Origin of the sequence: Citrobacter telavivensis (assembly GCF_041807075.1) — a bacterium.
Classification (GTDB): domain Bacteria; phylum Pseudomonadota; class Gammaproteobacteria; order Enterobacterales; family Enterobacteriaceae; genus Citrobacter_A; species Citrobacter_A telavivensis.
In genome coordinates this window covers 1,487,856-1,514,133 of sequence record NZ_JBGUBF010000001.1, presented here as the reverse complement: position 1 = coordinate 1,514,133, position 26,278 = coordinate 1,487,856, and the positions used below count along the sequence as shown (strand labels likewise).

At 55.3% G+C, this 26,278-nt stretch carries 26 protein-coding genes; 13 read left to right on the top strand and 13 right to left on the bottom strand.

The features are described 5' to 3' along the window. Positions 1-92 precede the first annotated feature (92 nt). The gene (locus ACERJC_RS07170; RefSeq protein WP_286633337.1) at positions 93-1,781 is read left to right on the top strand and encodes a methyl-accepting chemotaxis protein; all 1,689 of its coding nucleotides are present in this window, start codon (positions 93-95) and stop codon (positions 1,779-1,781) included. Positions 1,782-1,833: 52 nt separating this feature from the next. Here the strand turns inward: ACERJC_RS07170 and ACERJC_RS07165 are convergent, their stop codons facing one another. Continuing rightward, complete coding sequence (locus ACERJC_RS07165; RefSeq protein ID WP_152404540.1) at positions 1,834-2,757, bottom strand: LysR substrate-binding domain-containing protein; 924 nt, start codon at positions 2,755-2,757, stop codon at positions 1,834-1,836. 125 nt (positions 2,758-2,882) lie between these two features. On the opposite strand from ACERJC_RS07165, the gene ACERJC_RS07160 reads away from it, so the two are divergent. After that, complete coding sequence (locus ACERJC_RS07160; RefSeq protein ID WP_373671354.1) at positions 2,883-3,785, top strand: manganese-dependent inorganic pyrophosphatase; 903 nt, start codon at positions 2,883-2,885, stop codon at positions 3,783-3,785. A gap of 41 nt (positions 3,786-3,826) precedes the next feature. Here the strand turns inward: ACERJC_RS07160 and pcaG are convergent, their stop codons facing one another. Then, positions 3,827-4,447, bottom strand: a complete 621-nt coding sequence (pcaG, locus tag ACERJC_RS07155; protein WP_178825834.1) for a protocatechuate 3,4-dioxygenase subunit alpha — start codon at positions 4,445-4,447, stop codon at positions 3,827-3,829. Continuing rightward, positions 4,444-5,184, bottom strand: a complete 741-nt coding sequence (pcaH, locus tag ACERJC_RS07150; RefSeq protein ID WP_373671353.1) for a protocatechuate 3,4-dioxygenase subunit beta — start codon at positions 5,182-5,184, stop codon at positions 4,444-4,446. The genes pcaG and pcaH overlap by 4 nt, the downstream gene beginning before the upstream one ends. 237 nt (positions 5,185-5,421) lie before the next feature. Here pcaH and hglS point away from each other — a divergent pair, with 237 nt between their 5' ends. The 4 genes from hglS to ACERJC_RS07130 all read left to right on the top strand — a co-directional run bounded on the left by hglS (position 5,422) and on the right by ACERJC_RS07130 (position 10,586). After that, positions 5,422-6,765, top strand: coding sequence for a 2-oxoadipate dioxygenase/decarboxylase HglS (gene hglS / locus ACERJC_RS07145; RefSeq protein WP_373671352.1), 1,344 nt, complete (start codon positions 5,422-5,424; stop codon positions 6,763-6,765). A gap of 45 nt (positions 6,766-6,810) precedes the next feature. Continuing rightward, positions 6,811-8,319, top strand: a complete 1,509-nt coding sequence (locus ACERJC_RS07140; RefSeq protein WP_373671685.1) for a carboxylesterase/lipase family protein — start codon at positions 6,811-6,813, stop codon at positions 8,317-8,319. A gap of 220 nt (positions 8,320-8,539) precedes the next feature. Further along, positions 8,540-10,195, top strand: a complete 1,656-nt coding sequence (locus ACERJC_RS07135) for a glucan biosynthesis protein D (protein ID WP_286633329.1) — start codon at positions 8,540-8,542, stop codon at positions 10,193-10,195. A 166-nt stretch (positions 10,196-10,361) separates the two neighbouring features. Next, positions 10,362-10,586, top strand: coding sequence for an HP1242/YdcH family protein (locus ACERJC_RS07130; RefSeq protein WP_042318909.1), 225 nt, complete (start codon positions 10,362-10,364; stop codon positions 10,584-10,586). A gap of 104 nt (positions 10,587-10,690) precedes the next feature. Here the strand turns inward: ACERJC_RS07130 and ACERJC_RS07125 are convergent, their stop codons facing one another. From ACERJC_RS07125 to ACERJC_RS07095, 7 genes are all read right to left on the bottom strand, one after another. Then, a complete protein-coding gene (locus ACERJC_RS07125) occupies positions 10,691-11,467 on the bottom strand; it encodes a DeoR/GlpR family DNA-binding transcription regulator (RefSeq protein WP_178825827.1) in 777 nt (258 codons plus the stop codon). Between the two features lie 15 nt (positions 11,468-11,482). Beyond that, the gene (locus ACERJC_RS07120) at positions 11,483-12,115 is read right to left on the bottom strand and encodes a ribulose-phosphate 3 epimerase family protein (RefSeq protein WP_373671684.1); all 633 of its coding nucleotides are present in this window, start codon (positions 12,113-12,115) and stop codon (positions 11,483-11,485) included. A gap of 11 nt (positions 12,116-12,126) precedes the next feature. Beyond that, positions 12,127-12,558, bottom strand: coding sequence for an SgcA family PTS sugar transporter subunit IIA (gene sgcA / locus ACERJC_RS07115; protein WP_371894849.1), 432 nt, complete (start codon positions 12,556-12,558; stop codon positions 12,127-12,129). A gap of 118 nt (positions 12,559-12,676) precedes the next feature. Further along, complete coding sequence (gene sgcQ / locus ACERJC_RS07110) at positions 12,677-13,483, bottom strand: BtpA family protein SgcQ (RefSeq protein WP_152404554.1); 807 nt, start codon at positions 13,481-13,483, stop codon at positions 12,677-12,679. A gap of 12 nt (positions 13,484-13,495) precedes the next feature. Continuing rightward, complete coding sequence (gene sgcC / locus ACERJC_RS07105; RefSeq protein ID WP_152404556.1) at positions 13,496-14,809, bottom strand: PTS sugar transporter subunit IIC SgcC; 1,314 nt, start codon at positions 14,807-14,809, stop codon at positions 13,496-13,498. A gap of 12 nt (positions 14,810-14,821) precedes the next feature. Next, a complete protein-coding gene (sgcB, locus tag ACERJC_RS07100) occupies positions 14,822-15,100 on the bottom strand; it encodes a PTS sugar transporter subunit IIB SgcB (protein WP_152754380.1) in 279 nt (92 codons plus the stop codon). Further along, entirely contained in the window at positions 15,097-16,218 is a 1,122-nt protein-coding gene (locus tag ACERJC_RS07095; protein ID WP_373671351.1) for a M42 family metallopeptidase, read from the bottom strand. Before ACERJC_RS07095 ends, sgcB begins: the two co-directional genes overlap by 4 nt. Before the next feature lie 184 nt (positions 16,219-16,402). Here ACERJC_RS07095 and rimL point away from each other — a divergent pair, with 184 nt between their 5' ends. Then, positions 16,403-16,948 carry a 50S ribosomal protein L7/L12-serine acetyltransferase gene (rimL, locus tag ACERJC_RS07090; RefSeq protein ID WP_373671350.1) on the top strand — a complete coding sequence of 182 codons (546 nt, stop codon included), beginning with the start codon at positions 16,403-16,405 and terminating at the stop codon, positions 16,946-16,948. On the opposite strand, the gene ydcK is transcribed toward rimL, so the two are convergent. After that, the gene (gene ydcK / locus ACERJC_RS07085) at positions 16,940-17,920 is read right to left on the bottom strand and encodes a YdcK family protein (RefSeq protein ID WP_373671349.1); all 981 of its coding nucleotides are present in this window, start codon (positions 17,918-17,920) and stop codon (positions 16,940-16,942) included. The genes rimL and ydcK overlap by 9 nt on opposite strands. Before the next feature lie 112 nt (positions 17,921-18,032). Here ydcK and tehA point away from each other — a divergent pair, with 112 nt between their 5' ends. The 3 genes from tehA to ACERJC_RS07070 all read left to right on the top strand — a co-directional run bounded on the left by tehA (position 18,033) and on the right by ACERJC_RS07070 (position 20,456). Beyond that, entirely contained in the window at positions 18,033-19,037 is a 1,005-nt protein-coding gene (tehA, locus tag ACERJC_RS07080) for a dicarboxylate transporter/tellurite-resistance protein TehA (protein ID WP_373671348.1), read from the top strand. Then, a complete protein-coding gene (gene tehB, locus ACERJC_RS07075) occupies positions 19,034-19,630 on the top strand; it encodes a tellurite resistance methyltransferase TehB (RefSeq protein WP_178823478.1) in 597 nt (198 codons plus the stop codon). The genes tehA and tehB overlap by 4 nt, the downstream gene beginning before the upstream one ends. A 157-nt stretch (positions 19,631-19,787) precedes the next feature. Next, the gene (locus ACERJC_RS07070) at positions 19,788-20,456 is read left to right on the top strand and encodes a DUF3313 domain-containing protein (RefSeq protein WP_178823476.1); all 669 of its coding nucleotides are present in this window, start codon (positions 19,788-19,790) and stop codon (positions 20,454-20,456) included. A gap of 33 nt (positions 20,457-20,489) precedes the next feature. On the opposite strand, the gene ACERJC_RS07065 is transcribed toward ACERJC_RS07070, so the two are convergent. Continuing rightward, positions 20,490-21,383, bottom strand: a complete 894-nt coding sequence (locus ACERJC_RS07065; RefSeq protein WP_373671683.1) for a DMT family transporter — start codon at positions 21,381-21,383, stop codon at positions 20,490-20,492. 172 nt (positions 21,384-21,555) lie between these two features. On the opposite strand from ACERJC_RS07065, the gene ACERJC_RS07060 reads away from it, so the two are divergent. Continuing rightward, on the top strand, positions 21,556-22,425 hold the full coding sequence (locus ACERJC_RS07060) for a helix-turn-helix domain-containing protein (RefSeq protein WP_152406329.1): 870 nt from the start codon (positions 21,556-21,558) through the stop codon (positions 22,423-22,425). On the opposite strand, the gene ACERJC_RS07055 is transcribed toward ACERJC_RS07060, so the two are convergent. Further along, positions 22,408-23,574 (bottom strand): benzoate/H(+) symporter BenE family transporter, encoded by a 1,167-nt coding sequence (locus ACERJC_RS07055; protein WP_286633319.1) that lies wholly within the window; start codon positions 23,572-23,574, stop codon positions 22,408-22,410. The two genes, ACERJC_RS07060 and ACERJC_RS07055, sit on opposite strands and share 18 nt — an antisense overlap. 91 nt (positions 23,575-23,665) lie before the next feature. On the opposite strand from ACERJC_RS07055, the gene ACERJC_RS07050 reads away from it, so the two are divergent. Continuing rightward, on the top strand, positions 23,666-24,202 hold the full coding sequence (locus ACERJC_RS07050) for a helix-turn-helix domain-containing protein (RefSeq protein WP_373671347.1): 537 nt from the start codon (positions 23,666-23,668) through the stop codon (positions 24,200-24,202). A 77-nt stretch (positions 24,203-24,279) separates the two neighbouring features. Further along, positions 24,280-26,244 (top strand): peptidase U32 family protein, encoded by a 1,965-nt coding sequence (locus ACERJC_RS07045; protein WP_371894842.1) that lies wholly within the window; start codon positions 24,280-24,282, stop codon positions 26,242-26,244. Positions 26,245-26,278: the final 34 nt, after the last annotated feature.

Sequence of the window (26,278 nt, the reverse complement as noted above, 5' to 3'; positions counted from 1 at the left end):
GGCGCTTTTCCCGGTAAGTAAACCTCGCGGAATGCCGATGACTATCTAACGGGCGCGTATTACGCATTAATCCTACAAGAGAGTCGACGGTCATGGACAACACAACATCGATGCAAGCACCACATAAGCTGGGCTTTTTGCATCACATCAGGCTGGTTCCGCTGTTTTCCTCCATTCTCGGTGGCATCCTTTTACTGTTCGCGCTGAGCTCAGGTCTGGCGGGCTACTTTCTCATGCAGGCTGACCGCGATCAGCGGGACGTGACGGATGAGATCCAGGTTCGCATGGGATTATCGAACAGCTCGAACCACCTGCGTACCGCGCGAATCAATATGATTCATGCAGGCGCTGCCAGTCGGATTGCCGAAATGGATGACATGAAGGCCAACATTGCCGCAGCGGAAAAGCGTATCAAGCAGTCTGAGGAAGGATTTAACGTTTACATGGCGCGCAAGGTGAAAACCCCTGCGGATGAAGCGTTGGATGGCGAACTGGAGAGTAGCTTCAAAGCCTATGTTGCAGGGATGCAACCGATGCTCAAGTACGCCAAAAACGGCATGTTTGAAGCGATCATCAACCACGAGAGCGAACACGCAAGACAACTGGATGACAGTTACAACAAAGTCTTACTGAAGGCGATCGAACTGCGCATGGCGCGTGCTAACCAGTTAAGTGAGCAGGCGCATCAGCGCACACAACTGGGGATGATGTTCATGATTGGCGCCTTTGGTCTGGCGCTGCTGCTGACGCTGATGACGTTTATTGTTCTGCGTCGTACCGTCATTCAACCTTTGCAGCATGCCGCGCAGCGTATTGAGCAAATTGCCGCTGGCGATCTGACCATGCAGGATGAGCCGACCGGGCGCAGCGAGATTGGGCGTCTGAGTCGCCACCTGCAACAGATGCAGCGTTCGCTGGTGCAAACGGTCGGATCCGTGCGTCAGGGCGCAGAAGAGATTTACCGTGGCACCAGCGAAATCTCGGCGGGCAATACCGACTTGTCTTCACGCACCGAGGAGCAGGCTGCGGCGATCGAGCAAACGGCAGCCAGTATGGAAGAGTTGACCGCAACGGTGAAGCAAAACGCCGATAACGCGCACCACGCCAGCAAACTGGCGGAAGATGCGTCCGGTAAAGCCAGTCGTGGCGGACAGATGGTCTCCGGCGTGGTCCAGACGATGGGTAATATTTCGACCAGTTCGAAGAAAATCTCTGAGATCACCGCGGTCATTAACAGCATTGCCTTCCAGACCAATATTCTGGCGCTGAACGCCGCAGTAGAGGCCGCGCGTGCCGGTGAGCAAGGGCGTGGATTCGCCGTGGTCGCCAGTGAGGTCCGTACGCTGGCCAGCCGCAGCGCCCAGGCGGCGAAAGAGATTGAAGGGCTGATCAGCGAGTCAGTCCGGCTGATCGATCAGGGTTCCGGTGAAGTGGTCGCGGCGGGGAATACCATGACCGACATTGTGGAGGCGGTTAAACGCGTCACCGATATCATGCTGGAAATCGCGGCGGCGTCGGACGAACAGAGTCGTGGGATAGTCCAGGTTAGCCAGGCTATCTCAGAGATGGATAAAGTGACACAGCAGAACGCCTCGCTAGTGGAAGAGGCCTCTGCGGCGGCGGCATCGCTGGAAGAGCAGGCCGCGCATCTGACGGAGGCGGTGGGTACGTTTCGCTTGCAGGGTGGACGCTCGGGTAAACGCGTGTCGACAACAAAGACGCCCGTTCAGCCTTTAGCACAGCCGGTTACCGATAGTGGGGATAACTGGGAAACCTTCTAATCGCCATTGCCGGGTGTGGCGCAATGGCGCCTCATCCGGCCTGTCTGACCGGTTATAACGGCATCGATTTACGAATGGCGGAAATTAAGGTCTGTGCGCCAGAGGAGAGCGGGGAATCCACGCGGGTCAGAATACCGATCGGCTCGCCAGCGCCCTGTGTCGGCACCGGTAGCGAAACCAGCGTCGCCTGGCGCAAATCCTCTTTTACCGCACCTGACGGCACAAACCAGACGTAGTCATAATCGACGGTTAACTGGCGCGACAGCGACGCGGAGAGCGTTTCAATGCAGCCGGTTGGCATCTTACAGCCCTGACTTTGCAGCAACGCCTCGGCATTCTGACGGGGGATTGTCCCTTTTGGCGAGACAACCACGGGCCAGTCCATCACGCGACTCAGCGTCACATTTTCCTGCAGTAACGGGTGGTTGGGGCGAACGACCAGCTTTAACGACTCGAGAAACAGCAGCTCATAATTGAGGCCGCTCATCAATTCCGGATCGGACATCCGGCCAATGCCGATGTCGATCTCGCCGGATTTCAGACCCGCCAACAGCATGGTGTTGTTCATCGTCGCGACTTGCAACGTGGTCTCTTTTTGTTGCCGATGAAACTGCCCGATGACCGACGGAAGAATACCCAGCGCGGCGGTCGGCAGAGCGCCTATTCTTACCACATCATTGTTAAGACCTTCTTTACGATTCAGCGCCTGTCCGGCGGTATTGAGCGCGTCAAGCACTTTCACCGCATGCGTTAAGAACTGCTCGCCGGGCAGCGTTAGCTGCGCGCCAAGCCGTCCGCGCTCGAAGAGGCGGGTTCCGGTCAGTTGCTCCAGTTCGTTAAGCGTCTTGGAAAGCGCAGGCTGGCTAAGGTTAAGGGTTTCTGCTGCGCGCCCCAGGGTTCCTTGTTGAGCAACAGCGACAAATGTATGAAGATGGCGCAATCGGATGCGCTGACTGAACAGACTATTTTTTTCCATAAGCGATGTTAAGAACAGAGCGGTGCCGGTGACAAGTAAAGTTGTTTGTTTTTGATAACTTGATTGCAAAATATTATTAACATTTAACTTATTTAAGTAACAGCACTTTCTCTTCGGAGGCGAAAATGATCCATGTCACAGGCCACCTTAATCCGGACAGTGATGCCATTTGTACCGCTTTTATGGCAGCGCGCTGGCTGAATATGCGCGGACTTCAGGCCACCGCCTGGCGTCTGGGCGAACCCAATCGCGAAACCCGCTTTCTGTTCGAGCGGGCCGGGCAGGATATACCGCCGTTGCTGGAAATACCGTTGACGGACCTCGACGTCTGGCTGGTGGATTTCACCGAGCCGACACAGGGGCCGGAAACCCTCCGGGAGAGCAATATCGTCGGCATTATCGACCATCATCGCCTGGGTGGGCTGGTTACCCGCCTGCCGCCAGAGGTATGGATAAAGCCGGTGGGCAGCAGTGCCACGCTGTTGTGGCAACTGATGAGCCCAGAGAACAGGGCGCAGATAACGCCTGCGCAGGCGTTATTGTTGTTGGGTGCGACGCTGAGTGACACTGTCACGCTACGTTCGCCCACGACGACTGCGGATGACCGTCTGGCCGTCGAAGAACTGACAGCGCGTGCCGGGATTGATCTGACCGCGTTCAGCGCCGATCTGCTGAGCGCGAAAACCAGCGTTGAAGGATTGCGCGCCAGCGAACTGCTGCAAAAGGATATCAAGCGTTTCACTATCAACGGTCAGCAGGTGAGCGTCGCACAGATTGAACTGTACGCGCTGAGCCAGGTCGCCGACATGATGGACGCTCTGCGTGAGGAGATGACCGATTACGCGGCCCGCAGCGGGGCGGATTTGGTTGTGCTGATGCTGACCGACATCAACGTGGGCAATTCACAACTCTGGTTCGCCGGCCCGCGCCAGCCTGAACTGGTGCAACCGGTAACAGTGGAAGGGATGTTGAGTCGTAAGAAACAGATGCTGCCGTGGCTGGAAAGTCATGTTGCGCAGATAAACTAGACAAAACGGGCTGACAGATTCAGCCCGTTCCCTTGACGGCATCAGACGTCAAAAAAGACGGTTTCATTTTCGCCCTGCAGGTGAATATCGAAGGTATAGACGGTCTCACTACCGCGCTGCTCGCGGCGGGCAATCAGGGTCTGACGGCGAACTTCCCATTCGATCAGATTGAGCACCGGATCGCGCTGATTGGCTTCTTGTTCATCCGCAAAATAGAGGCGAGTATTCAGGCCAATGTTGATGCCGCGTGCAACAATCCACAGATTGACGTGCGGCGCCATCGTACGGCCATCGCGTCCCACCACGCAGCCAGGTTTGATGGTGTCGAAACGCCAGACGCCGCTGTCGAAGTCGGAACAGGTTCGTCCCCAGCCGCGAAAATCCGCGTCGATCGGCTTTTCTTCCTGACGGTCCGCCGGATGGTTATAGCGTCCGTGGGCGTTGGCCTGCCAGATTTCCAGCAGCACATCGCGCACCGGCGTGCCTGAACCATCAATCACCCGGCCTTCAATCACGATGCGCTCGCCTTCGGTATGACTGTTGGTCAGCGTGGAACTGAAATTCTTCTCAAAGATGTGAAACCCTGCGGCGTCAGGCGCAAGCCCAATGTGCACATACGGTCCCGCCGTTTGCGAGGCGGTTTCCTGCAAATAGTCTTTCATCGCGAGCCCCCCTGAGTACGGTTTTCAAATAAGGTGGCGCGCTGCCCGCGGAGCACGAGGTCAAAGCGATACGCCAGGCAATCGAGCGGTACGGCGGCGTGGGTATCCAGTTCGGCAATCAGCGTGCGGATGGCATCATCGTTATTGATGGTTTTCACAATCGGACACTGCTTGATCAGCGGATCGCCTTCAAAATACATTTGCGTAATCAAACGTTGGGCGAAAGCTTCACCGGAGAGTGAAAAGTGGATGTGCGAAGGACGCCAGTCACTGACCTGATTGCGCCACGGGTAGGGGCCGGGCTTGATGGTACGGAAAAAGTAATAGCCGTTCTCATCGGTTAACACCCGCCCGCAGCCGCCGAAGTTAGGGTCGATCGGTGCGAGGTACTGATCCTTCTTGTGGCGATAACGACCGCCGGCATTGGCCTGCCAGACTTCGACCAGCGTATTTTTCAACGGCCGACCAAAGCCATCACGCACATAGCCATGGACGATAATGCGCTCGCCAATCGGCAGGCCGTCTTTGGCGTAATTCATGATCAGGTCATTATCCAGCGGGCCAAGATCGTTGTTGCTGAAGACCGGTCCGGTGATTTCAGACAATGAGTTTTGTAAGGAGATCAGCGCGTTGCGCGGCGAGCGCAGAACGCTGGTTTTATAGCCGGGGGCAAAGGCCGGCGGATGGCTGTTATAGTCGCGATGGACCACCTCGCGAGAGGTCACTTTTTCACGCATAGCGGACTCCGGTACAGGGAAGAGAGTTATTGTTTTATGCTTACCTGACACAGTGTGTGTAAATGTATTGTTAATTAAAAGTGAATTTATGCCGTTTATTACATAACCAAAGGCTATATAAGGGCGCAGGGTCTGACGCAGAGCGAATTCAGGTGAGATCACACTTTGTAAATTCTTCCCCCCAGAGTGAATGGCGTTTCCTACACTCCAGGTAACATTCACTGGAGGCATGACATTATGGCGAACACCATCACGGCAGATGAGATTCGGGAACACTTTTCGCAGGCAATGTCAGCCATGTACCAGCAGGAAGTTCCGCAGTACGGCACGCTGCTGGAACTGGTGGCGGATGTGAATCTGGCGGTCCTCGAAAATAACCCCACGCTGCATGAAAAACTGGCTAATGCGGATGAACTGGCGCGCCTCAACGTAGAACGTCATGGCGCTATTCGCGTCGGTACGGTAGAGGAACTGTCCACGCTGCGCCGCATGTTTGCCATCATGGGGATGTTTCCGGTCAGCTATTACGATCTCTCCCAGGCCGGGGTACCGGTGCACTCAACGGCATTCCGCCCGATTGACGATGCCTCGCTGTCGCGAAATCCGTTTCGCGTCTTTACCTCGTTATTGCGTCTTGAACTGATTGAAAACGCCTCGTTGCGCCAGCGCGCGGCGGAGATCCTCGCTCAGCGCGATATCTTTACGCCACGCTGTCGTGAACTGCTCGATGTCTGGGACAGCCAGAATGGGTTTAGTGCGTCACAGGCGCGCGAGTTTGTGAAAGAAGCGCTGGAAACCTTCCGCTGGCATCGTCATGCCACTGTGGATGAACAAACCTATCATGCGCTGCATAACGAACATCGACTGATCGCCGATGTGGTCTGTTTCCCCGGTTGTCACATTAACCACCTGACGCCCAGAACGCTGGATATCGACCGGGTGCAGTCGATGATGCCGGAATGTGGTATTGAACCGAAAATCCTGATTGAAGGCCCACCGCGTCGTGACGTACCCATTCTGTTGCGCCAGACCAGTTTCAAAGCGCTGGAAGAACCGGTGCTGTTCGCTGGTGAAATGCAGGGGACGCATACGGCCCGCTTCGGCGAGATAGAACAACGCGGCGTGGCGCTGACGATCAAAGGGCGTCAGCTGTACGATGAATTATTGCGCAATGCCGGGACGGGCAAAGATAACCTGACGCACCAACTGCACCTGCAGGAGGTGTTTAACGCGTTCCCGGACAGCGAATTTCTGTTGCGCCAGCAGGGGCTGGCATGGTTCCGCTATCGTCTGACGCCGTCAGGCGAAGCGCACCGCAAGGCGATTCATCCCGGTGACGATCCACAACCGCACATTGAACGTGGCTGGGTGCAGGCGCAGCCCATCACCTATGAAGATTTCCTGCCGGTCAGCGCGGCGGGGATTTTCCAGTCGAATCTGGGGAATGAAACTCAGGCGCGCAGTCATGGCAATGGCAGTCGCGAGGCCTTTGAACAGGCGTTGGGCTGTCCGGTGTTTGACGAGTTTGTGTTGTACCAGGAAGCGGAAGAACGCAGCAAACGGCGTTGCGGCCTGCTTTAATCCAGGTATCCTGTAGGGATCTGCGATTAACGGGTAAACATGGACATGGTCAATCCCAGCATTCCACTGATTAAAACGGTGCAGGGCCAGTTGATGGGTGTTGTACAGGATGACACCCACCTCTGGCGCGGCATTCCTTACGCCTCGCCGCCAACGGGTGAACGACGCTGGCGAGCACCTCAACCGGTCGCCCCCTGGTCCGGGGTTCGTGACGCCAGTACCTTCTCCAGTGCAAGCTGGCAGGACATTGAATACTGCAAAGAGTTGGGCGGCGGCGATCCGGGCGCTTTTTCTGAAGATTGTCTCTATCTCAACGTCTGGTCTCCGGCGAAACGTCATCAGCCGCTTCCGGTAATGGTCTGGCTGCACGGCGGTGGCTACACCATCGGTGCCGGCAATCTGCCACCTTATGACGGCGTTGCGCTGGCGAAGCGTGACGTGGTTGTCGTTACCGTCAATTATCGCCTCGGTCATCTCGGCTTTTTTGCCCATCCGGCGCTGGAAGGCGAAGAGGGCGAGTGCCTCAATAACTTCGCGCTGCTCGACCAGATTGCCGCGCTGCGCTGGGTTCAGGAAAACATCGCCGCGTTCGGCGGCGATCCGCAAAACGTCACGCTGTTTGGGGAGTCGGCCGGGGCGCGCAGCGTACTCTCGCTGTTAGCCTCTCCGCGCGGAAAAGGGCTGTTTCATAAAGCGATTGTACAGAGCGGCTACACGCTGCCGGACACGCCTCGCGAGATTGCCCTGGAAAACGGCGTTGCGCTGGCAGAGCACTTTGGCTTGCAGAACGCGACGGCGGAACAACTTCGCGCCATTCCGGCTGAGGCATTCTGGCCGCTGGGCGCGCCGTATAAAATTGCGCCGACGCCCATCTCCGGCGATGCAATACTGCCGGAACCGATGCTGGACGTCTTTTTTGCCGCCAGACAACACCCAATGCCCATGATGATTGGCTCGAACAGCGATGAAGCCAGCGTGATGGCCGTCTTTGGCATCGACCTTGCCGGGCAAATCCAGAAACTACGTCGTGAACGCAGGCTGGGACTCGGCCTGATTAAGCTGCTGTATCCGGGTGTGAAGGGCGATGAAGAGCTGGGGCGGCAGGTGTGTCGGGATATGGCGTTTACGGCATTGGGCTATGTGGTGATGCAGGCGCAGCAGCGGGTTGGCGAACCGTGCTGGCGCTATTGGTTCGATTACGTTGCGGAAACGGAGCATCACACCTACGCCAACGGCGCATGGCATGGCAATGAAGTGCCTTATGTTTTTGATACATTGATGCTCGCCGAGCCCTCGCGCAATTACGTGAACGCTAACGATCTCGCTTTTGCCGCCCACGTTGCGGATTACTGGGTCAATTTCGCCCGTCATGCCAGCCGGTCTTGCGATGTGCTTCACGGACCGGTCCGCTGGCCTGCCTGCATTCAGGGCCGCGATCGGTTGTTACGCATTGGGCTGAACAAGTTCGCCGGATTTAAGGTTGAGAACCGGTTCATGCGGGCGCGGCTTTCGCTCTTTAAACGGGTGATGGCCCACCATGTCAGTCTCGACTAACTTTGCACAAGCTGAAAGTTTGTGCGGGAAAATTTACGTGGGAATCAGTCTGTTCTCATCGACACGAAATATTTTCCGTTTTGTTCAGATAATCAGCGGCCAACAATTGGATTCTTAATGAATTTTGTCTAGAGTGAGCGGTCAGAATTATGCAACTTCTTGCCGCTGTCGAGCGCCAGCGCGGGACCCTTCACATGACCAGAAGGATTTACTTTCAGGTATGAATCGCAGACGATTTATTAAAGGTTCAATGGCAATGGCCGCCGTGTGCGGTACCAGCGGTATTGCTTCACTCTTCACCCGTGCTGCTTATGCGGCGGAATCCGACATTGCAGACGGACAAACCGTCCGCTTTGATTTTTCCGTACTGCAATCCATGGCGCACGATCTCGCGCAGAAACCGTGGGGCGGTGCGCCGCGTGCGTTGCCCAATACGCTGGCGAATCTGACGCCGCAGGCCTACAACAGTATTCAGTACGATGCCGCGCAATCGCTGTGGAACAACGTCGAAGACCGCCAGTTGGATGCGCAGTTCTTCCACGTCGGGATGGGCTTTCGTCGCCGCGTACGCATGTTCTCCGTTGATTCCAGCACCCATCAGGCGCGTGAGATCCACTTCCGTCCGGAACTGTTTAAATACAATGATGCCGGCGTTGATACCAGACAACTGGAAGGGCAAACCGATCTCGGCTTTGCCGGTTTTCGCGTCTTCAAAGCGCCCGAACTGGCGCGTCGCGACGTCGTCTCCTTCCTTGGCGCAAGCTATTTCCGTGCGGTTGATGATACCTATCAGTACGGGCTTTCCGCGCGCGGTCTGGCAATTGACACCTACACCGACACCAAAGAAGAATTCCCGGATTTCACCGCCTTCTGGTTCGATACGGTGAAGCCAGGCGCCACCTCGTTTACCGTGTACGCGCTGCTGGACAGCCCGAGCATCACCGGTGCCTATAAGTTCGTGATTCACTGCGAGAAGAGCCAGGTGATCATGGATGTCGAAAATCGTCTCTATGCCCGCAAAGACATCAAACAGTTGGGCATCGCCCCGATGACCAGTATGTTCAGCTGCGGCAATAACGAACGCCGCATGTGCGACACCATTCATCCGCAGATCCACGACTCCGATCGACTGGCGATGTGGCGCGGTAACGGCGAGTGGATCTGCCGCCCGCTGAACAATCCGCAGAAGCTGCAATTCAACGCCTATACCGATAACAATCCGAAAGGGTTCGGCCTGCTGCAACTGGACCGCGATTTTACCCACTATCAGGACATCATGGGCTGGTACAACAAGCGCCCAAGCCTGTGGGTTGAACCGCGTAACCAGTGGGGCAAAGGCACCATCGGCCTGATGGAGATCCCGACGACGGGCGAAACGCTGGATAACGTGGTCTGCTTCTGGCAGCCGGAAAAAGCCATCGAAGCGGGTGACGAGCTGGAATACAAATACCGTCTGTACTGGAGCGCACAGCCGCCGGTCCGTTCGCCGCTGGCGCGCGTGATGGCGACCCGCACCGGTATGGGTGGATTCCCGGAAGGCTGGGCACCGGGTGAGCACTATCCGGAGAAATGGGCACGGCGTTTTGCGGTCGATTTCGTGGGTGGCGATCTGAAAGCGGCCGCGCCGAAAGGCATTGAGCCGGTGATTACGTTGTCCAGCGGTGAAGCGAAACAGATTGAGATCCTCTACGTTGAACCGTTTGACGGTTATCGCATCCAGTTCGACTGGTACCCGACGTCTGACTCGACCGATCCGGTGGATATGCGTATGTTCCTGCGCTGTCAGGGAGAGGCGATCAGTGAAACCTGGCTGTATCAGTATTTCCCGCCTGCGCCGGATAAACGTAACTACGTCGACGACCGCGTGATGCGTTAATCGACGCCGACGCCCTTCGTTATGCGAAGGGCGTCATCAGAGATGAGCGTGAAATATCTGTACAGGAATTAAACACGATCCCGTTCGCATTTTTCCCTAAGTCAAATGAGTAAGCTGAAGGAGTGTATTTCTTATACACATGGTTTATCACTAACAGGGAGAGCGTATGTTTCCAGAATACAGAGATCTGATTTCCCGACTGAAATCCGAGAATCCTCGCTTTCTGTCTCTTTTCGAAAAGCACAACAACCTTGATCATGAAATTGCCAGGCTGGAAGGTTCCGATGGTCGGGGATACAATCTCGAAGTCGTTCGTCTGAAAAAACAGAAACTCCAGCTTAAGGACGATATGCTCAAAATACTGCAGAAAGAAAGCGTTGATGCGGGGTAATCCGCGTTGATGAGCCGCTAACCGCACAGAAGGAAAACCACGCTTTTTCCTTCTGTGTCAGCAAGCTAAGCCGCCGGCCATGGCGGCTTTTTTGCGCCTGTCATTCAGCGATGTGGCAACACCAGATGACATCCCGCGTGGGTGTAGCGCTGCACAATGTCATCCGCGAGCGCGCTGTCGCTGATGATCGTTTTAATACATGAGAGCGTGGCAACCGCGTGAGGTTCGACGGTATCAAACTTTGAATGATCGGCCATCAGCACCACGTCGCGGGCGCGTTGAATAATTCGCGTTTTAACGCCGACTTCGAACATCGTGGCGTTGGTGATCCCCGTTGCCAGCGACAGCGCATCGCAGGAGATAAAGGCCCGTTCTACCGAAAACGCATTGATCATCTCCAGCGCCAGGCTCTCACCCACCGAAAAGTAACCCGGACGAATCAGTCCGCCGATGATGTAGCTCTCGACGTGCGGAAAACAGCCCAGCTCATTGGCGATTTTGATGTCGTTGCAGATGACTTTCACCCGCGCATCGGCCAGACATTTCGCCAGTTCCAGACAGGTGGAACCGGAATCAAGAAAGAAACAGTCGCCGTCTTTGATCATCGTGCGGGCCAGGGCGGCAATCTCTTTTTTGGCCTCCGCCTGCAATGTCCGTTTGACATCAAAAACATACTCTTTGTCATCCATGCTGTCGTCAAAATCAAGGCTGCCGTGACCGCGAATCATGCCGGGATACTGGCTGGCGATATACTGGAAATCACGACGGACGGTGGCCTCCGCATAGCCAAACAGTTCCATGGCCTGCTGGGTAGAGAGATGACGATGCTGCCACAGATAGTGCAGCATCTGTTTGATACGGTCAGGGCGCTGTTGGCTCATCGAAGCAATCTCCTCTTACAGTCCGGCAAACCGGGATAACGTGGCGTGATAGTTTTCTGATGAGAACAGCGCGCGTCCCACGACAAGATGCTGCGCGCCCGCTGTCGCCAGTTGTTGTGCGGCGGAAAGCGTTATGCCACCGTCGGCCCAGCACGCCGCTTCAGGAAAACAGTCGCGTACGCGACGGACCTTCTCACACAGGGCGGGAATGAACTGCTGACCGACGCCGTCGGGTTCGCTGGTCATGACCATCAGCGCATCCAGGTGTGGTGCCAGATAGCAATACGCGTCAACAGGGGTGGCCGGATTAAACGCCAGCCCGGCTTTCGCGCCGATAAGCCTTATTTGTGTCAGCGTTTCAGAAGGGTATGCCAGCGTTTCAGCATGAACAAAAATCCACGCCGGTTTGAGTTCTGCCAGAGCAGAAAACCAGTCCTGTGGGCGGGAAATCATAAAATGAAATGAGAGGGGATGTGTCGTCTGCCGGGCGACGGCCTGCACGGTTTTGAGGCCAAAGGTAATGTTGTTAATAAAGCTGCTGTCTTCGATATCCAGATGCAGTGAACCCATATCGGCATCGGCCAGGGCAGTCAGCGTCGTCCCGTAGTGCAGCGGATCCGCCGACGCAAGAGAAGGGTGCAGAATCATCATCGCCTCCGTTATCCGCATACCTGCGCGAACAGCGCGGCGTCGGTTTGCGCTTGTCGCACCGCCGCGAGTCGTTCGGGTGAATCAATAAACTGACTGATGCGCTGGAGGGTGAGGATATGCGCATTGGCATCCGTCGCGCTGACGCACAGCAGCAGCCAGACCGGGTCGCACTCCTCATGACCAAACGCGACGGGCGTTTTAAGCGTCGTGATGCTGACCTGATTATGGTTAGCCCCTTGTTCGGGCCGCGCATGGGGTAAGGCGATACCGGGGGCAATTAAATAGTACGGCCCCCAGTTCAGCGTGTTGTCGATAATGCCGTCCACGTAGCCCGGTTGCGCAGCGCCAAAGGTAATCAGCGGGCGAGCGGCGATCTCGACGGCCTGGCGCCAGTCTTTGGCCTCGCGCTGTGCCTGCACCCACTTAACATCGTTTATCATCAGTCGTTGACTCCTTGCCGGTTAGGGTTACTCTGATAGCGATCCCCGTCGAGACTTTTGACGAAGGCGGCAGGGATCGCTGTACTACCGGGGGTAAGCGCTCTGCTTATCCCCTTTTTTATTGCCGTATATGATGCACTTTTTCCATAAACCGACTGACCCGCGCCTGATCGACAAAGTTGGCGAAAACGCCGTCCTTTTTAAAGGTGGTGGCCGTTACGCAACCGTCAGCAATGCTAAGCTGTTCCTCAACGTTTTCCAGACACACGCCGGTATTCGCCAGCACCACGGTATCCGGCACCGTCTCTTTTACCCGCTTTAGCAGGGCGCTGTCGGTGCGTGCGCCCGCCGTCAGACCAGAGACGCAGAGGGCATCCGGATGGTTGTTAAAGACGGTGGATTTCGCAATGGAACAAATATCGCGATTGCCCAGGTATACCGCCGCTTCAGGCACAATATTGAACAGGGTTTTGACCCCACCCGCGCCGATGCGGTGCTGATGACGTATGGTCTCACCGACGTTGGTGTCCCAGACGCCGAAGTCGCTGGCGTAGGCACCGGTAAAAATCTCGCGAATAAACGATGCGCCCGTCGCCATAGCCAGGTCGAACGACGCGACCGGATCCCACAGCACATTGACGCCAAACGGGATGCGGATTTCGCTCATCAGTTGTCCAATCACCCTCGCCATTGCCGCGGTGGTTTCCGGGCGAACCTTCGTGAGATAGGGGAGACTAAACTCGTTGGAAAACATCACGGCATCCACGCCGCCATTTTGTAGCGCCAGCAGATCGTCCCGGGCGCGGTCGATCACCCAGTTCATCCCTTTCTGTGCATCAAAGCTCGGGTCGCCGGGCAATGCGCGCAAATGGCACATGGCAATAACAGCTTTTTCCGTTCCAATAACCTCTTTCAGCCAACTCATTGAAGGTACTCCTTATTCCGATAGTTCACGTTTACGTAAGAACAGCACGACGCTGGCGACGATACCCACCGCCACGACGACGCCAATAATGCCAAGCGACATCAGCTCCGAAATTGACCAGCCAAACATGTTGCCTACGGACAGTGCAGAGATTTGCGCGTTTTCACCGGCAAAGCTGAAGCCGCCCTTAAGCGCCATGTCGGTGAAGTAGGGGGCAAACTGCGTGGCGATCAGCAGGACGGTGACCATGACAATCACGCCGCTGATTAAGGTGCGAATCAGGTCGCCGCGATGGATAACCGTCGCCATACAGATAAAGAACGGTGCGACGGGCAGGTCGGCAAGCGGCAGCACTTTGTTGCCGGGCAAGATGCTGGCGAGAATCAACATGATAGGGATCAGCAACAGGCCAACGGCAATGGTGGTGGGGTGACCCAGCGTGACGGCGGTATCCAGACCGATATACACCTCACGTCCCTTAAAATGCTTCTGGAAGAATTTACGTGCGCCGTCGGAGATGGGGAGTAACCCTTCAACAATCAGACGGATCATGCGCGGGAACAGCACCATAATCGCCGCGACGGTGATCATCAGGCTGGCGCAGCCTTTAAATCCTTCACCCGCTGCGAGACCAAAGATCAGACCGAGCACCACGCCGATAATGACCGGGTCGCCGACCATGCCGTAGCGTTTCTGGATCTCCTGGGCATCGATGTTGCGTCCCTTCATAAACGGAATTTTTTCGTAGATGGCATCGAGCAGAACGAACAGGGGTACCGAACTGGAACCATAGCCCTGCGGAATGGAGATCCCCTCCAGTCCGACGATGTTCTGCACGCGCTTAGCCGTCCAGTCGGCCATTTTCAGCGACAATGCCGCGTGGCAAATGGCGCCCAGCACGCCATAAATCAGACTGCCGGTCATTAACTGGACCACGGTGCCGGTAATGGCGTAGTGCCAGTAGTTATAGATATCGACGTTCATGGTTTTGGTCAGACGGGTGACCAGCATCGCGACGTTGAGCAGAAAAATAATCGGGATAATCATTGCGCCAATGGCGGTGGCGTACCCGACGCCAGAGGCCGGTCCTGCGCCGACGTCAAACACATGCAGGGTCAGACCAAAGCGTTCAATCATCACTTTGATGGGCGGACTGAGGCTGTCGATCGCCATGACGATCACCAGCCCCATTCCGACAAAACCAATCCCTACCGTGACCCCGGCTTTGATCGCCTGCAGCCAGGGAATACGGAAGATCAACCCAATCACAATCATGATGATGGGAACAAAGACGGTACCACCGAGAGACAGGATGTAGTCAAACATAATGCCTCCTTGTTATTGCGTTAACAGTGCCTTGATTTCTTGCTTCAAGGCGTCGTCGTTAATTCCCGTTAGCAGTGCCGCGCCGTTTAACGTGGGAATACCGTAATCGTTGTTGGTACGCATGGACGTCACAATCAGGTCCATGCCGTTACAATTCAGCGGGATCTCATTGAGACAACACTGGGCGGTGCTTGCCGGAATGCCTTGTTCAGCAAGGAACTCCTGCAACTTGTGCGCAATCATGGTTGACGTCGACATGCCGGTACCGCATGCCACAAGGATCTTTTTCATAATGGATTTGCCTCTTGTGTAGTGCCTGAATCAGGCTCAACGGGAAAGTGCCCGGCTGGCATGCCAGCCAGGGCGGTCAATAAGCGAATGCAGTCAGTCAAATCGCGCAGACTGGCGACCTCCGCGGGAGAGTGGGTATAGCGACAAGGGATAGAGAGGCTGGCGCAGGGAATGCCGTCCTGCTCAACCTGGATATAGCCCGTTTCGGTGATAACACCGGGCGCGACTTCGCGCTGCACGGGAATATGGTGCGCAAGGGCCGTTTGCTCAAGCATGTGGATCAGTCGCGGTGGCGTGATTAATCCGGCCAGCGTGCCACGTCCGTGATAGTTCAGGCAGGTGATGCCGACCCCCTGGTTGACCCGGACGTCGGAGTAGTCCTGCAGATCCGGCGTATCGCATGACGGCGTGATATCAATGCCGATGGCGAGATCCGGCTTAACGCGGCGTAAAACCGGGACAATGCCGCGGATGTTGAACTCTTCCTGCACGGACGCCACCAGATAAACCGCGATATCCAGCGACGCTGTGCCGATGGCATCCGCCACGCCCAGCAGCGCCGTGCACCCCAGACGATCGTCCAGCGCTTTGCTGCACACGAGATCGTTCGCCAGCAGTTGCGGTGGGTTATACAGCGTAACCGGCGTACCGACCTGGATGCCCATCCGCAGGGCGTCGGCTTTATCCTTCGCGCCGATATCAATCCACAGTTTATCGACGCAAGGTGATTGCGTGCGTTCATCCCCCTTTGCAAAGTGATACGCCTTAATGCCGATGCATCCCATCACCGGGCCATTATCTCCGGCGAGCGTGACGACCGAACCGGACATAGTGACCTGCGCCGGGCCGCCCACACGTTCGAAGCGCAAAAATCCCGACGGCTCAATTTTGCGCACCATAAAGCCGACTTCATCCATGTGGGCAAACATCATCAGTCGCAAGGCATTCGGGTTATCGCTACCGTAGCGGGCGACGACATTTCCCAACCGATCGCGCCAGACCTCTTTTGCCTGACGTTTAAATTCGCGTAGCATGACCTCAGCGACGCTGTTTTCATGCCCTGAAACGGCATTGAGATGCAAAAGCGAGAACAGTGTTTCCTGCACAGAAAATGACATAAGGATCTCCGTAGAAGATAAAACAATCACTCGTTGAGCGTTTTATAGGCGCTGGCTGGGCGAATAATTGTGAGCAGTCTCACGTGGAAATAGCGAAAGTAGAGGAAATAAAAAATAATGTGAGGTAAGTAGAATAAAAACGCTCAATGCTGATGAATGTCTGAACGCGGGAGGAAGAATACGGGTGAGTGAAATTATTGAGATCAATGACACGCTACAACTACGGGCGGTAGAGGAATGTCACGTTGCCGGGCTGTATCAACTGGTACGTAAAAACAGTGCCTGGCTACAGCAGTTTTTAGACTGGCCGCAATACGTCAACTCTGAAGAGGATTCGCGAAAATCCGTGCAGGGCAACATGATGCTCCACCAGCGGGGCTATGCCAAAATGTTCCTGATTTTCGACGGCGAGGCGATGCTGGGCGTGCTGTCGTTTAATCAGATCGAGCCGTTGAACAAAGCGGCTTATATCGGTTACTGGATAGATGAAGCGCAGCAGGGGAAAGGGATCCTGTCGCGCGCGCTGCAGGCGTTTATTCATCACTATGCCGGGCGAGGCGAAATTCGCCGCTTTGTTATCAAATGTCGGGTAAAAAATCTGGCAAGCAATCAGGTGGCACAGCGCAATGGCTTTACGCTTGAAGGCTGCCTGAAGCAGGCGGAGTTCCTGAATGGTCACTATGACGATGTTAATCTGTATGCACGAATCATCGATTCGTCGCTACAGTGAACCAATCAGCGGTGTGCGGGTGATATGCTGTTCACCGTTGAACACTTTCGGGCCGCGCAGGTGAATGGCCTCGTCTGTGGCGGCCTCAACGGTGGTGCGTCCTCGGATGTCGATGTGATTTTCAATCAGCACCTCACCGAGAATACGCGCGTCGCCTTCAATCAGAATATGATCGTCGAGTAAAATGGGACCGCCGCGCAGCACGGCGTTTCCGCCCACCAGCACGTGATGTTTAAGCACACAGTTGCCTTCCACTCGCGCCTGTTCCGCCACCTGTGAACTGTAGCGCAGGGTGGGGATCGCATCGTCCCCGGTGCCGGCTATCACCTGCGCACGACCGTAGACTTTCGCACAATCACAAATCCAGACGTTATTTTCGTCATTACCTTCAATCAGCGCGTCATCAAAAACTTCGGCCCGATGCTCAATAAACGCGTAGCTGACGATGGCGTCGCCATAGATTTGCGCCTGGTGGACAATGCGCGAATTGATAACCGTGGCGCGGTCATAAACTTGCAGGATCCGATCGCGCTCGACGGTGAGTCCGCGCGCCGCGACAATCTCTGATTGTTGCAGAATCCGCGCGTCGCCAAAGAGGTGGCAGTCGCCGCGAACCGTGGATGACTGAATCGTGACGTTGTCACTGATTCTGGCGCCGTGGCTGAGCTCCGCGTGGTCAATCCAGACGTTATCGCCAAGGCTGACGTTGTCGCGTAGCAGGCAGGGCTGTGTGATACGGGCATTGCCCGAAATTATACAGCCGGCAAAGGCCAGCGTGTTTTCGTCGTAAATCCAACAATCTCCGGTGTGGGCCAGCACGCTTTCATCATCAATCCAGCCGCCAGCGTCACCGGCTTTCACATCATTAAAGTCAACGAGTGCGATAATCTGGCGTAGTAATACGCTCTTTTTATTGCCATTATCCAGGTAACTGAACGCGCGCGGTTCGTCGCTGAGTCGGTATTTACGCATGAAGGCATTCCGTTTAGTCGCTTACTATAACCGTAGCAAATTCTGCGACGCTGGCTAACGCGGATAAAATTCCATAAAATGCATTTAAAATATACTTTATAAATTAAACAAAATGAGCAACAGCAAGAGTAGCGATCGCGTCCTGAATCTTCCCGCCGGTTACTTCGGCATGGTCCTTGGGACGATTGGAATGGGCTTTGCCTGGCGCTATGCCAGCCAGATCTGGTCGGTCAGCCACTGGTTCGGCGACGGTCTGGTGATGCTGGCGATGGTGATATGGGGACTGCTGACGCTGGCGTTTATCACGCGTCTGATCCGCCTTCCGCACAGCGTGATCGCCGAGATTCGCCATCCGGTGATGAGCAGTTTTGTCAGCCTGTTTCCAGCCACCACGATGCTGGTGGCGATTGGTTTTGTTCCGTGGTGTCGTCCGCTGGCGATTGGCCTGTTTAGCGTCGGGGTCGTCATTCAACTGGTTTACGCGGCGTGGCAGACCGCCGGGCTGTGGCGCGGCTCACACCCACAAGAGGCAACAACGCCAGGACTCTATTTACCCACGGTCGCTAACAACTTCATCAGCGCGATGGCCTGTGGCGCATTAGGCTATACCGATGCCGGACTGGTCTTTTTAGGGGCGGGCGTTTTTTCCTGGCTGAGCCTGGAGCCGGTTATCTTGCAGCGTCTGCGCAGCGCCGGCGAATTGCCCACCGTTATGCGGACTTCGCTGGGGATCCAGCTTGCGCCTGCGCTGGTGGCCTGTAGCGCCTGGCTGAGCGTCAACGGCGGTGAGGGCGATACGCTGGCAAAAATGTTATTTGGCTACGGCCTGCTGCAACTCCTGTTTATGCTGCGCCTGATGCCCTGGTATCTGTCGCAGCCGTTTAACGCCTCATTCTGGAGTTTCTCGTTCGGCGTGTCGGCCCTGGCGACCACCGGGCTGCATCTTGGCCACGCCAGTTCCGCTGGCTTTTTTCACACGCTGGCGGTGCCGTTGTTCATCTTTACTAATGTTATCATCGCATTATTGTTGGTACGCACGTTCGCACTACTGATGCAGGGAAAACTGCTCATTCGCACAGAACGTGCGGCATTACTGAAATCTGAGGATAAAAAATGACCCTTCGTGATGAAAATTACTTCACTGAAAAATATGACTTAACCCGCACTCACTCTGACGTTCTGGAGGCGGTGAAGGTCGTCAAACCGGGAAAAACGCTGGATTTAGGCTGTGGCAATGGCCGTAACAGTCTGTATCTGGCGGCGAGGGGCTATGACGTGACCGCGTGGGATAAAAACCCGATGAGTATCGCCAACGTCGAACGTATCAAAGCGGCAGAAGGGCTGGACAATCTCCAGGCGAAAGTGGTGGATCTCAACGCCCTGACGTTTGAAGGCGAATATGATTTTATTCTCTCCACCGTGGTACTGATGTTCCTGGAAGCCAAAACGATTCCGGGTTTAATCGACAATATGCAGCGTTGCACCAAACCTGGCGGTTATAACCTGATTGTTGCCGCCATGGATACCGCTGATTTTCCGTGCACGGTAGGATTCCCGTTTGCTTTTAAAGAAGGGGAACTGCGTCGTTATTACGACGGCTGGGAATTACTGAAATATAATGAAGATGTTGGCGAATTGCATCGTACTGATGCCAACGGCAACCGAATTAAACTGCGCTTCGCCACGCTGCTGGCGCGTAAAATAGCCTAAGTAGATGTACCGCTAACCCCTTCAGCGCCCAGCATTTTTCCTAAATATGGGCGCTCTGAAATAAATTGTGCTGTGGTTACCATTTTTAGTCCAACGCAGATGATTTCCCTTTGCTACTATTTCAATTGCATATCTGCATATTCTAAGGGATCGTTTCATGCGTACTCATACTTTATTTAAAGTTGCAGTGCTTACTGGTTTACTGGCCTTATCCGGCTGTGCATCAAAAGTCACACAGCCAGATAAATATTCTGGTTTTTTAAAAGACTACTCTGGTCTTAAGGAAACAAAATCCGCCACCGGGCATCCGGTGTTACGTTGGGTCGATCCCGGCTATAGCGAAACCAAATATGACAACATTGTCTGGAATCCAATAACCTATTATCCGGTACCAAAACCGACCACTCAGGTCGGCCAGAAGGTGCTCGATCAGCTGTTGACCTACACCAACACGAAACTGAAAACTGCCGTTGGTCAACGTAAACCGCTGGTGACCACGCCGGGGCCGCGTAGCCTGATCTTTCGTGGTGCGATCACGGGGGTAGATACCAGTAAAGAAGGGCTGCAATTCTATGAAGTGGTACCTGTGGCGCTGGTGGTTGCCGGTACACAAATGGCGACCGGTCACCGTACCATGGACACCCATCTTTACTTTGAAGGCGAGCTAATCGATGCGGCAACCAATAAGCCGGTGATTAAAGTTGTTCGTCAGGGCGAAGGTAAAGACCTGAGTAATCAGAGCACACCGATGGCGTTTGAGAACCTGAAACAGGTTGTGGATGACATGGCGACGGATGCCACCATGTTTGACATAAACCGGAAATAATGTCGATGCGCCATCGTCTGATGGCGCGTTTCTTTATGCCGTCCGGCGGCGCAAGAGTGCCGGTGGGCGGGCAAACATCACCAGATTTCCCACCAGAATCAGAACCAGCCCGGTCACCGCATTCACCTGCCAACTATAGCCTTCGTAAACCGTAGAAAATGACAGCGCAACCAGCGGAAATAGCAGCGTGCTGTAGGCGGCATTGCTCGGGCCAATTCTCCCCACCAGCGTAAAGTAGGCACCAAAAGCGATGACCGATCCGAAAACGGCCAGATACAGCAGGGCGCCGAGATAACTGAAGGTCCACTGCGGGGTGAAATTATCCCCACGCACAAGCGCAATCGTCGCAATCAACAGCGTGCCATACAGCATGGCCCAACTGTTGGTGGTCATCACTTCCAGACCCTTTTTCTGATGGCGGAGGCTTATCATATTTCCCAGTGAAAAACCAAATGTCCCCAGCGCGCTAAGACCAATGCCCAGCAGCAGCGATCCGCTAAAGCCGCTGCTCATCAGATCGTGCCAGAAGAGGGTGACGATACCGGTGAGTCCCAGCGCGGCGGCGCAATAAAAGCGCAGCGGCGGTTTTTGCCCAAAGAAGAAGAAACTGTTCACCGCGTTAAACAGCACCGCCATGGAGAAGATAACCGACTCCAGTCCCGTATTGATCCAGGCCGCTGCGGTATAAAAACACCAGAAGTTGAAGCAAAAGACGCAACTCCCTTGCAGCAGGCAGAACAGATGGTCACGTAGCGATAGCGTGCGCAACTTTCCGCGCAGCAGCATAATGACCATCATCAATGCCGTCGCCACCGCAAAGCGCCAGAAAATCGAGACCGGTGCGGCAACGGGGCCCTGCTGCAAATAAATGGCGATCCATGTGGTACCCCAGATAACCACGACCAGACAATACAATAGTGCGTTCATCATTATTCTCTCTTCTTACCCGATAATTGACTGTCGCCGATCTCAGGTGGGACGCGCTTTCATCGATTTGCGGGATACTTGCAAAATCTTGCGCTTTTTTCTGTCTGGCGGGTGGTAACCGCAATGACCTGCGATAGACTGAATGCCTGAACAACAGCGTTTATGTGGTGGTATGACCCGGTCTTACGATGCCTTTGAAAAATTGAGTCAGCACAATGCCGTGTTGCAGGAGTCGGTCGAGCTGCGTTCGGGCGTTCAGTTAGCGGCATGGTCAAACAAGCGCGATACCATCACGCAGTATTGCGATCATCACACGCTCAGTCTGTATGTCGCGGATGGCTACGAAAGTTATCAGAAAACGGCTTCTGGCTGGAAAAATGGTGGTGGGCCGGACCGCTTTTGCCTGTTGCCAAAAGAGAGTGAATCCACCTGGGATATCCGTGACAACCTCTCGTTCGTGCATCTCTACTGCACCGACGCGCATTTGCGTGACGTGGGGGAAAAGGTCTGGGACAAAAGTCCATACCGCTTTACGCTGGATGAACGGACGTTTGGTAACGATCCGGGCATTACGGCGGTCTACCGACAGTTTTTGCTGGGTAACGACTGGCATCAACCCGCGAATCACCTGACGCTCAGCGCCGCGTCGTCACTTCTGATGACTCATATTATTCAGCACTACAGCAACGTGCAGTGGCGATTGCCGACGGTAACGGGCGGACTGGCGCCGGTGACGTTGCGCAATGTGCTGGCCTATATCGACGCCCACCTGGCAGAACCGTTGACGCTAGCCGATCTGGCGTATGAAGCCGCGCTGAGTGAATTTCATTTCGCCAGAATGTTCCGCCAGTCGATGAAAATGGCACCGCATCAGTACGTGATGCAGCGCCGGATGGCCGTGGCAAAGCAGCTGGTCTGTCACTCACAGCGTCCGTTAACGGAGATTGCGCTGGCCTGCGGATTCAGTTCGCCGAGCCACTTCAGCAATCGCTTTAAGCAGGTGACGGGTAAGACGCCGACGCAGTTACGCGCGTCGGGCTAACCTTAAGACGGTGTAGCAGATCCCGCCTGCGATCAGTCCCCAAAATGCCGAACCCACTCCCCACAGCGTCAGCCCACTGGCGGTGACCAGAAACGTCACCACGGCGGCATCACGCTCGTTTTCATGATTCAGCGCCTGGTACAGGCTACCCGAAATCGTCCCCAGCAGCGCCAGTCCCGCCAGCATTTGAATGCCACTCGTCGGCAGGGCCGCCATCATGCCGGTAATCGAACTGCCGAAAATACCGGCTAACAGATAGAACATCCCGGCGGCCGCGGCGGCCAACCAGCGTTTAGCGGCGTCCGGATGGGCATCCGGACTCTGGCAAATCGCCGCAGTAATGGCGGCAATGCAGATGGAATAGACGCCAAAAGGGGAAAACAGCAGTGCCAGTAATCCGGTGACAATGATCAAAGGTGAAACGGGGACATCGTATCCGGCGGCTTTCATCGTTGCCACGCCGGGCGCATTCTGTGACGCCATCGTCACCAGAAAGAGCGGTACAGCAATGCCCAGAGCGTGGGCCAGAGAAAACTGAGGGGCAATAAAGGTGGGTAACACCGGGGTCATGGCGAATGAAGAGGTGACAATGTCACCTTCGAATAGCGCAATGACCGCGCCGGCAATCAGTGCCGCAATGACCGCGTAGCGCGGCGCAATCCTCTTCATCACTAACCACGCCAGCAGCATGCCGCCACAAAGCAGAAACTGGTCGCCGAGACGGGCAAATGCCTCCAGGCCAAAGCGGAGCAAAATCCCGGCCAGCATGGCCGCCGCCAGCGAGTGGGGGATCACCTGCATCAGGCGGGCGAATAATCCCGTCACGCCACATAGTACGATTAACGCGTTAGCGATGATAAACACACCAATCGCTTCTGGCAGCGTCAGCCCCTGGAGTCCGGTCACCAGCAGCGCCGCGCCGGGCGTTGACCACGCCGTCAGTACGGGGGCGCGATACCAGAGCGTCAAGAGCAGCGTACTGACACCCATTGCGATGCCAAGGGCGGTCATCCAGCCGGCAATTTGCGTTGTGCTGGCGCCCGCCGCCACGGCGGCCTGCCAGATGATGGCCGCAGAACTGGCATAGCCAACCAGTACGGCGACAAATCCAGAAAGCAGTGTGGGTAATGGCAGGGAGAATGAACGCATAAGCCCCTCTTGTGCGTTATAACGGTCGTTTAATCTAGCATCTGGGCGTTATAACGTACAAGTGGTAAGCTGACCTTTTGGGAGGATACCAATGGACAACCTGACGCACTATCTGGCGAACACCTTAAAAACATTACGCAAGCAGCGGGAGTGGAGTTTATCGCGCCTGGCTGAAGCGACCGGTGTTTCAAAAGCGATGCTCGGGCAAATTGAGCGCAACGAATCCAGTCCCACGGTGGCGACGTTATGGAAGATTGCCACCGGACTGAACGTCCCGTTCTCCACTTTTATTTCACCGCCGGAAACTGAACCGCTGCCGACGTTTGATCCGCAAGAGCAGGCGATGGTCGTGACGCCGTTATTTCCGTGGGATCCGGTGCTGCGCTTTGACCACTTTTCGATTCTGCTGGCACCCGGCGCGCTCAGCGAATCCACACCGCATGAAGCTGGCGTGATTGAACATGTGGTCGTGATAGCAGGCGCACTGGAGATGTGCATTGAACAGCAATGGCGCGTGATCCGTGCCGGAGAAGGCATTCGTTTTGCGGGTGACCGCGCCCATGCCTATCGCAACAGCAGCGAACAGACCGTGCACTTTCATTCGCTTATCCATTACCCACGCAGTTAAGCGGGAAAACTATTTCGCAACGCGGCGCTTCTGACTACAATAGCCGCCATTTTGCTGCTACTGGATACAACAACGCTATGCGCCAGTCCCCACATCGCCTTGAATTGTTAAGCCCGGCACGTGATACCGCCATTGCCCGCGAAGCCATTTTACATGGTGCAGATGCCGTCTATATCGGCGGTCCTGGCTTTGGGGCGCGTCATAATGCCAGCAATAGCCTGAAAGATATCGCCGAACTGGTGCCGTTCGCCCATCGCTATGGCGCGAAAATCTTTGTCACGCTGAATACGATTCTTCACGACGATGAACTGGACCCCGCGCAGCAGCTCATTACCGATCTCTACCAGACCGGCGTTGATGCGCTGATCGTACAGGACATGGGCATTCTGGAACTCGACATCCCGCCCATCGAACTGCATGCCAGCACCCAGTGCGATATTCGCAGCGTGGAGAAAGCCAAATTCCTCTCTGACGTGGGTTTTACGCAGATAGTCCTGGCGCGCGAACTGAGTCTTGAACAGATTCAGGCTATTCATCAGGCGACCGACGCTACAATAGAATTCTTTGTCCACGGCGCGCTGTGCGTGGCGTATTCGGGACAGTGCTATATTTCGCATGCGCAAACGGGGCGCAGCGCCAACCGTGGCGACTGCTCGCAGGCGTGCCGTTTGCCGTACACCCTGAAAGACGATCAAGGACGGGTGGTGTCGTATGAGAAACACCTGCTGTCGATGAAAGATAACGATCAGACCGCCAACCTGGGCGCGCTGATCGACGCTGGCGTGCGCTCCTTCAAGATTGAAGGGCGTTACAAAGACATGAGCTATGTAAAGAACATCACCGCGCACTATCGCCAGATGCTGGATGCCATTATTGAGGATCGCGACGACCTGGCGCGGGCTTCTGCCGGGCGTACGGAACATTTCTTCACGCCGTCAACGGATAAAACATTCCATCGCGGCAGCACCGACTACTTTGTGAATGCGCGTAAAGGGGATATTGGGGCCTTTGATTCGCCGAAGTTTATCGGTCTGCCGGTGGGTGACGTGCTGAAAGTGGCAAAAGATCACCTCGACGTTGAAGTCAGCGAACCGCTGGCAAACGGTGACGGTCTTAACGTCCTGATCAAACGCGATGTTGTCGGCTTTCGCGCCAATACCGTCGAAAAAACCGGACATCATCGCTATCGCGTCTGGCCGAACGAGATGCCCGCCGAACTGCATAAACTGCGTCCGCCCCATCCGCTGAATCGCAATCTTGACCATAACTGGCAGCAGGCGTTAACCAAAACCTCAAGCGAGCGTCGGGTGGCCGTGGATATTGAACTGGGCGGCTGGCAGGAACAGCTGATCCTGACGCTGACCAGCGAAGAGGGCGTCAGCATCACCCATACGCTGGACGGACAGTTTGATGAGGCCAACAACGCGGAAAAAGCGCTGAACGGTCTGAAGGATGGACTGGCGAAACTGGGGCAGACTCTCTATTACGCCCGCGATATCGCGGTGAACCTGCCGGGGGCGCTGTTTGTGCCGAACAGCCAGCTTAATGCGTTTCGCCGGGAAGCGGTGGAGCTATTGGATGCCGCGCGCCTGGCGGGCTATCAACGCGGCGTTCGCAAACCGGTGTCTGAACCTGCGCCGGTTTACCCGCAAACGCACCTGAGTTTTTTGGCCAACGTTTATAACCATAAAGCGCGCGAGTTTTACCATCGCTATGGCGTGCAGTTGATTGATGCGGCATATGAAGCGCATGAAGAAAAGGGCGATGTGCCGGTGATGATCACCAAACACTGTCTGCGTTTTGCCTTTAATCTGTGCCCGAAACAGGCGAAGGGCAATATCAAAAGCTGGAAGGCAACGCCGATGCAACTGGTTAACGGCGATGAGGTGCTAACGCTGAAATTTGACTGCCGCCCGTGCGAAATGCATGTGATCGGTAAAATCAAAAATCATATCCTGAAGATGCCGCTGCCCGGCAGCGTGGTGGCTTCCGTCAGCCCGGAAGAGCTGATGAAAACGCTGCCAAAGCGTCGTAAAGGTTAACGATTATGCCGGATAAACGCAGCGTCATCCGGCA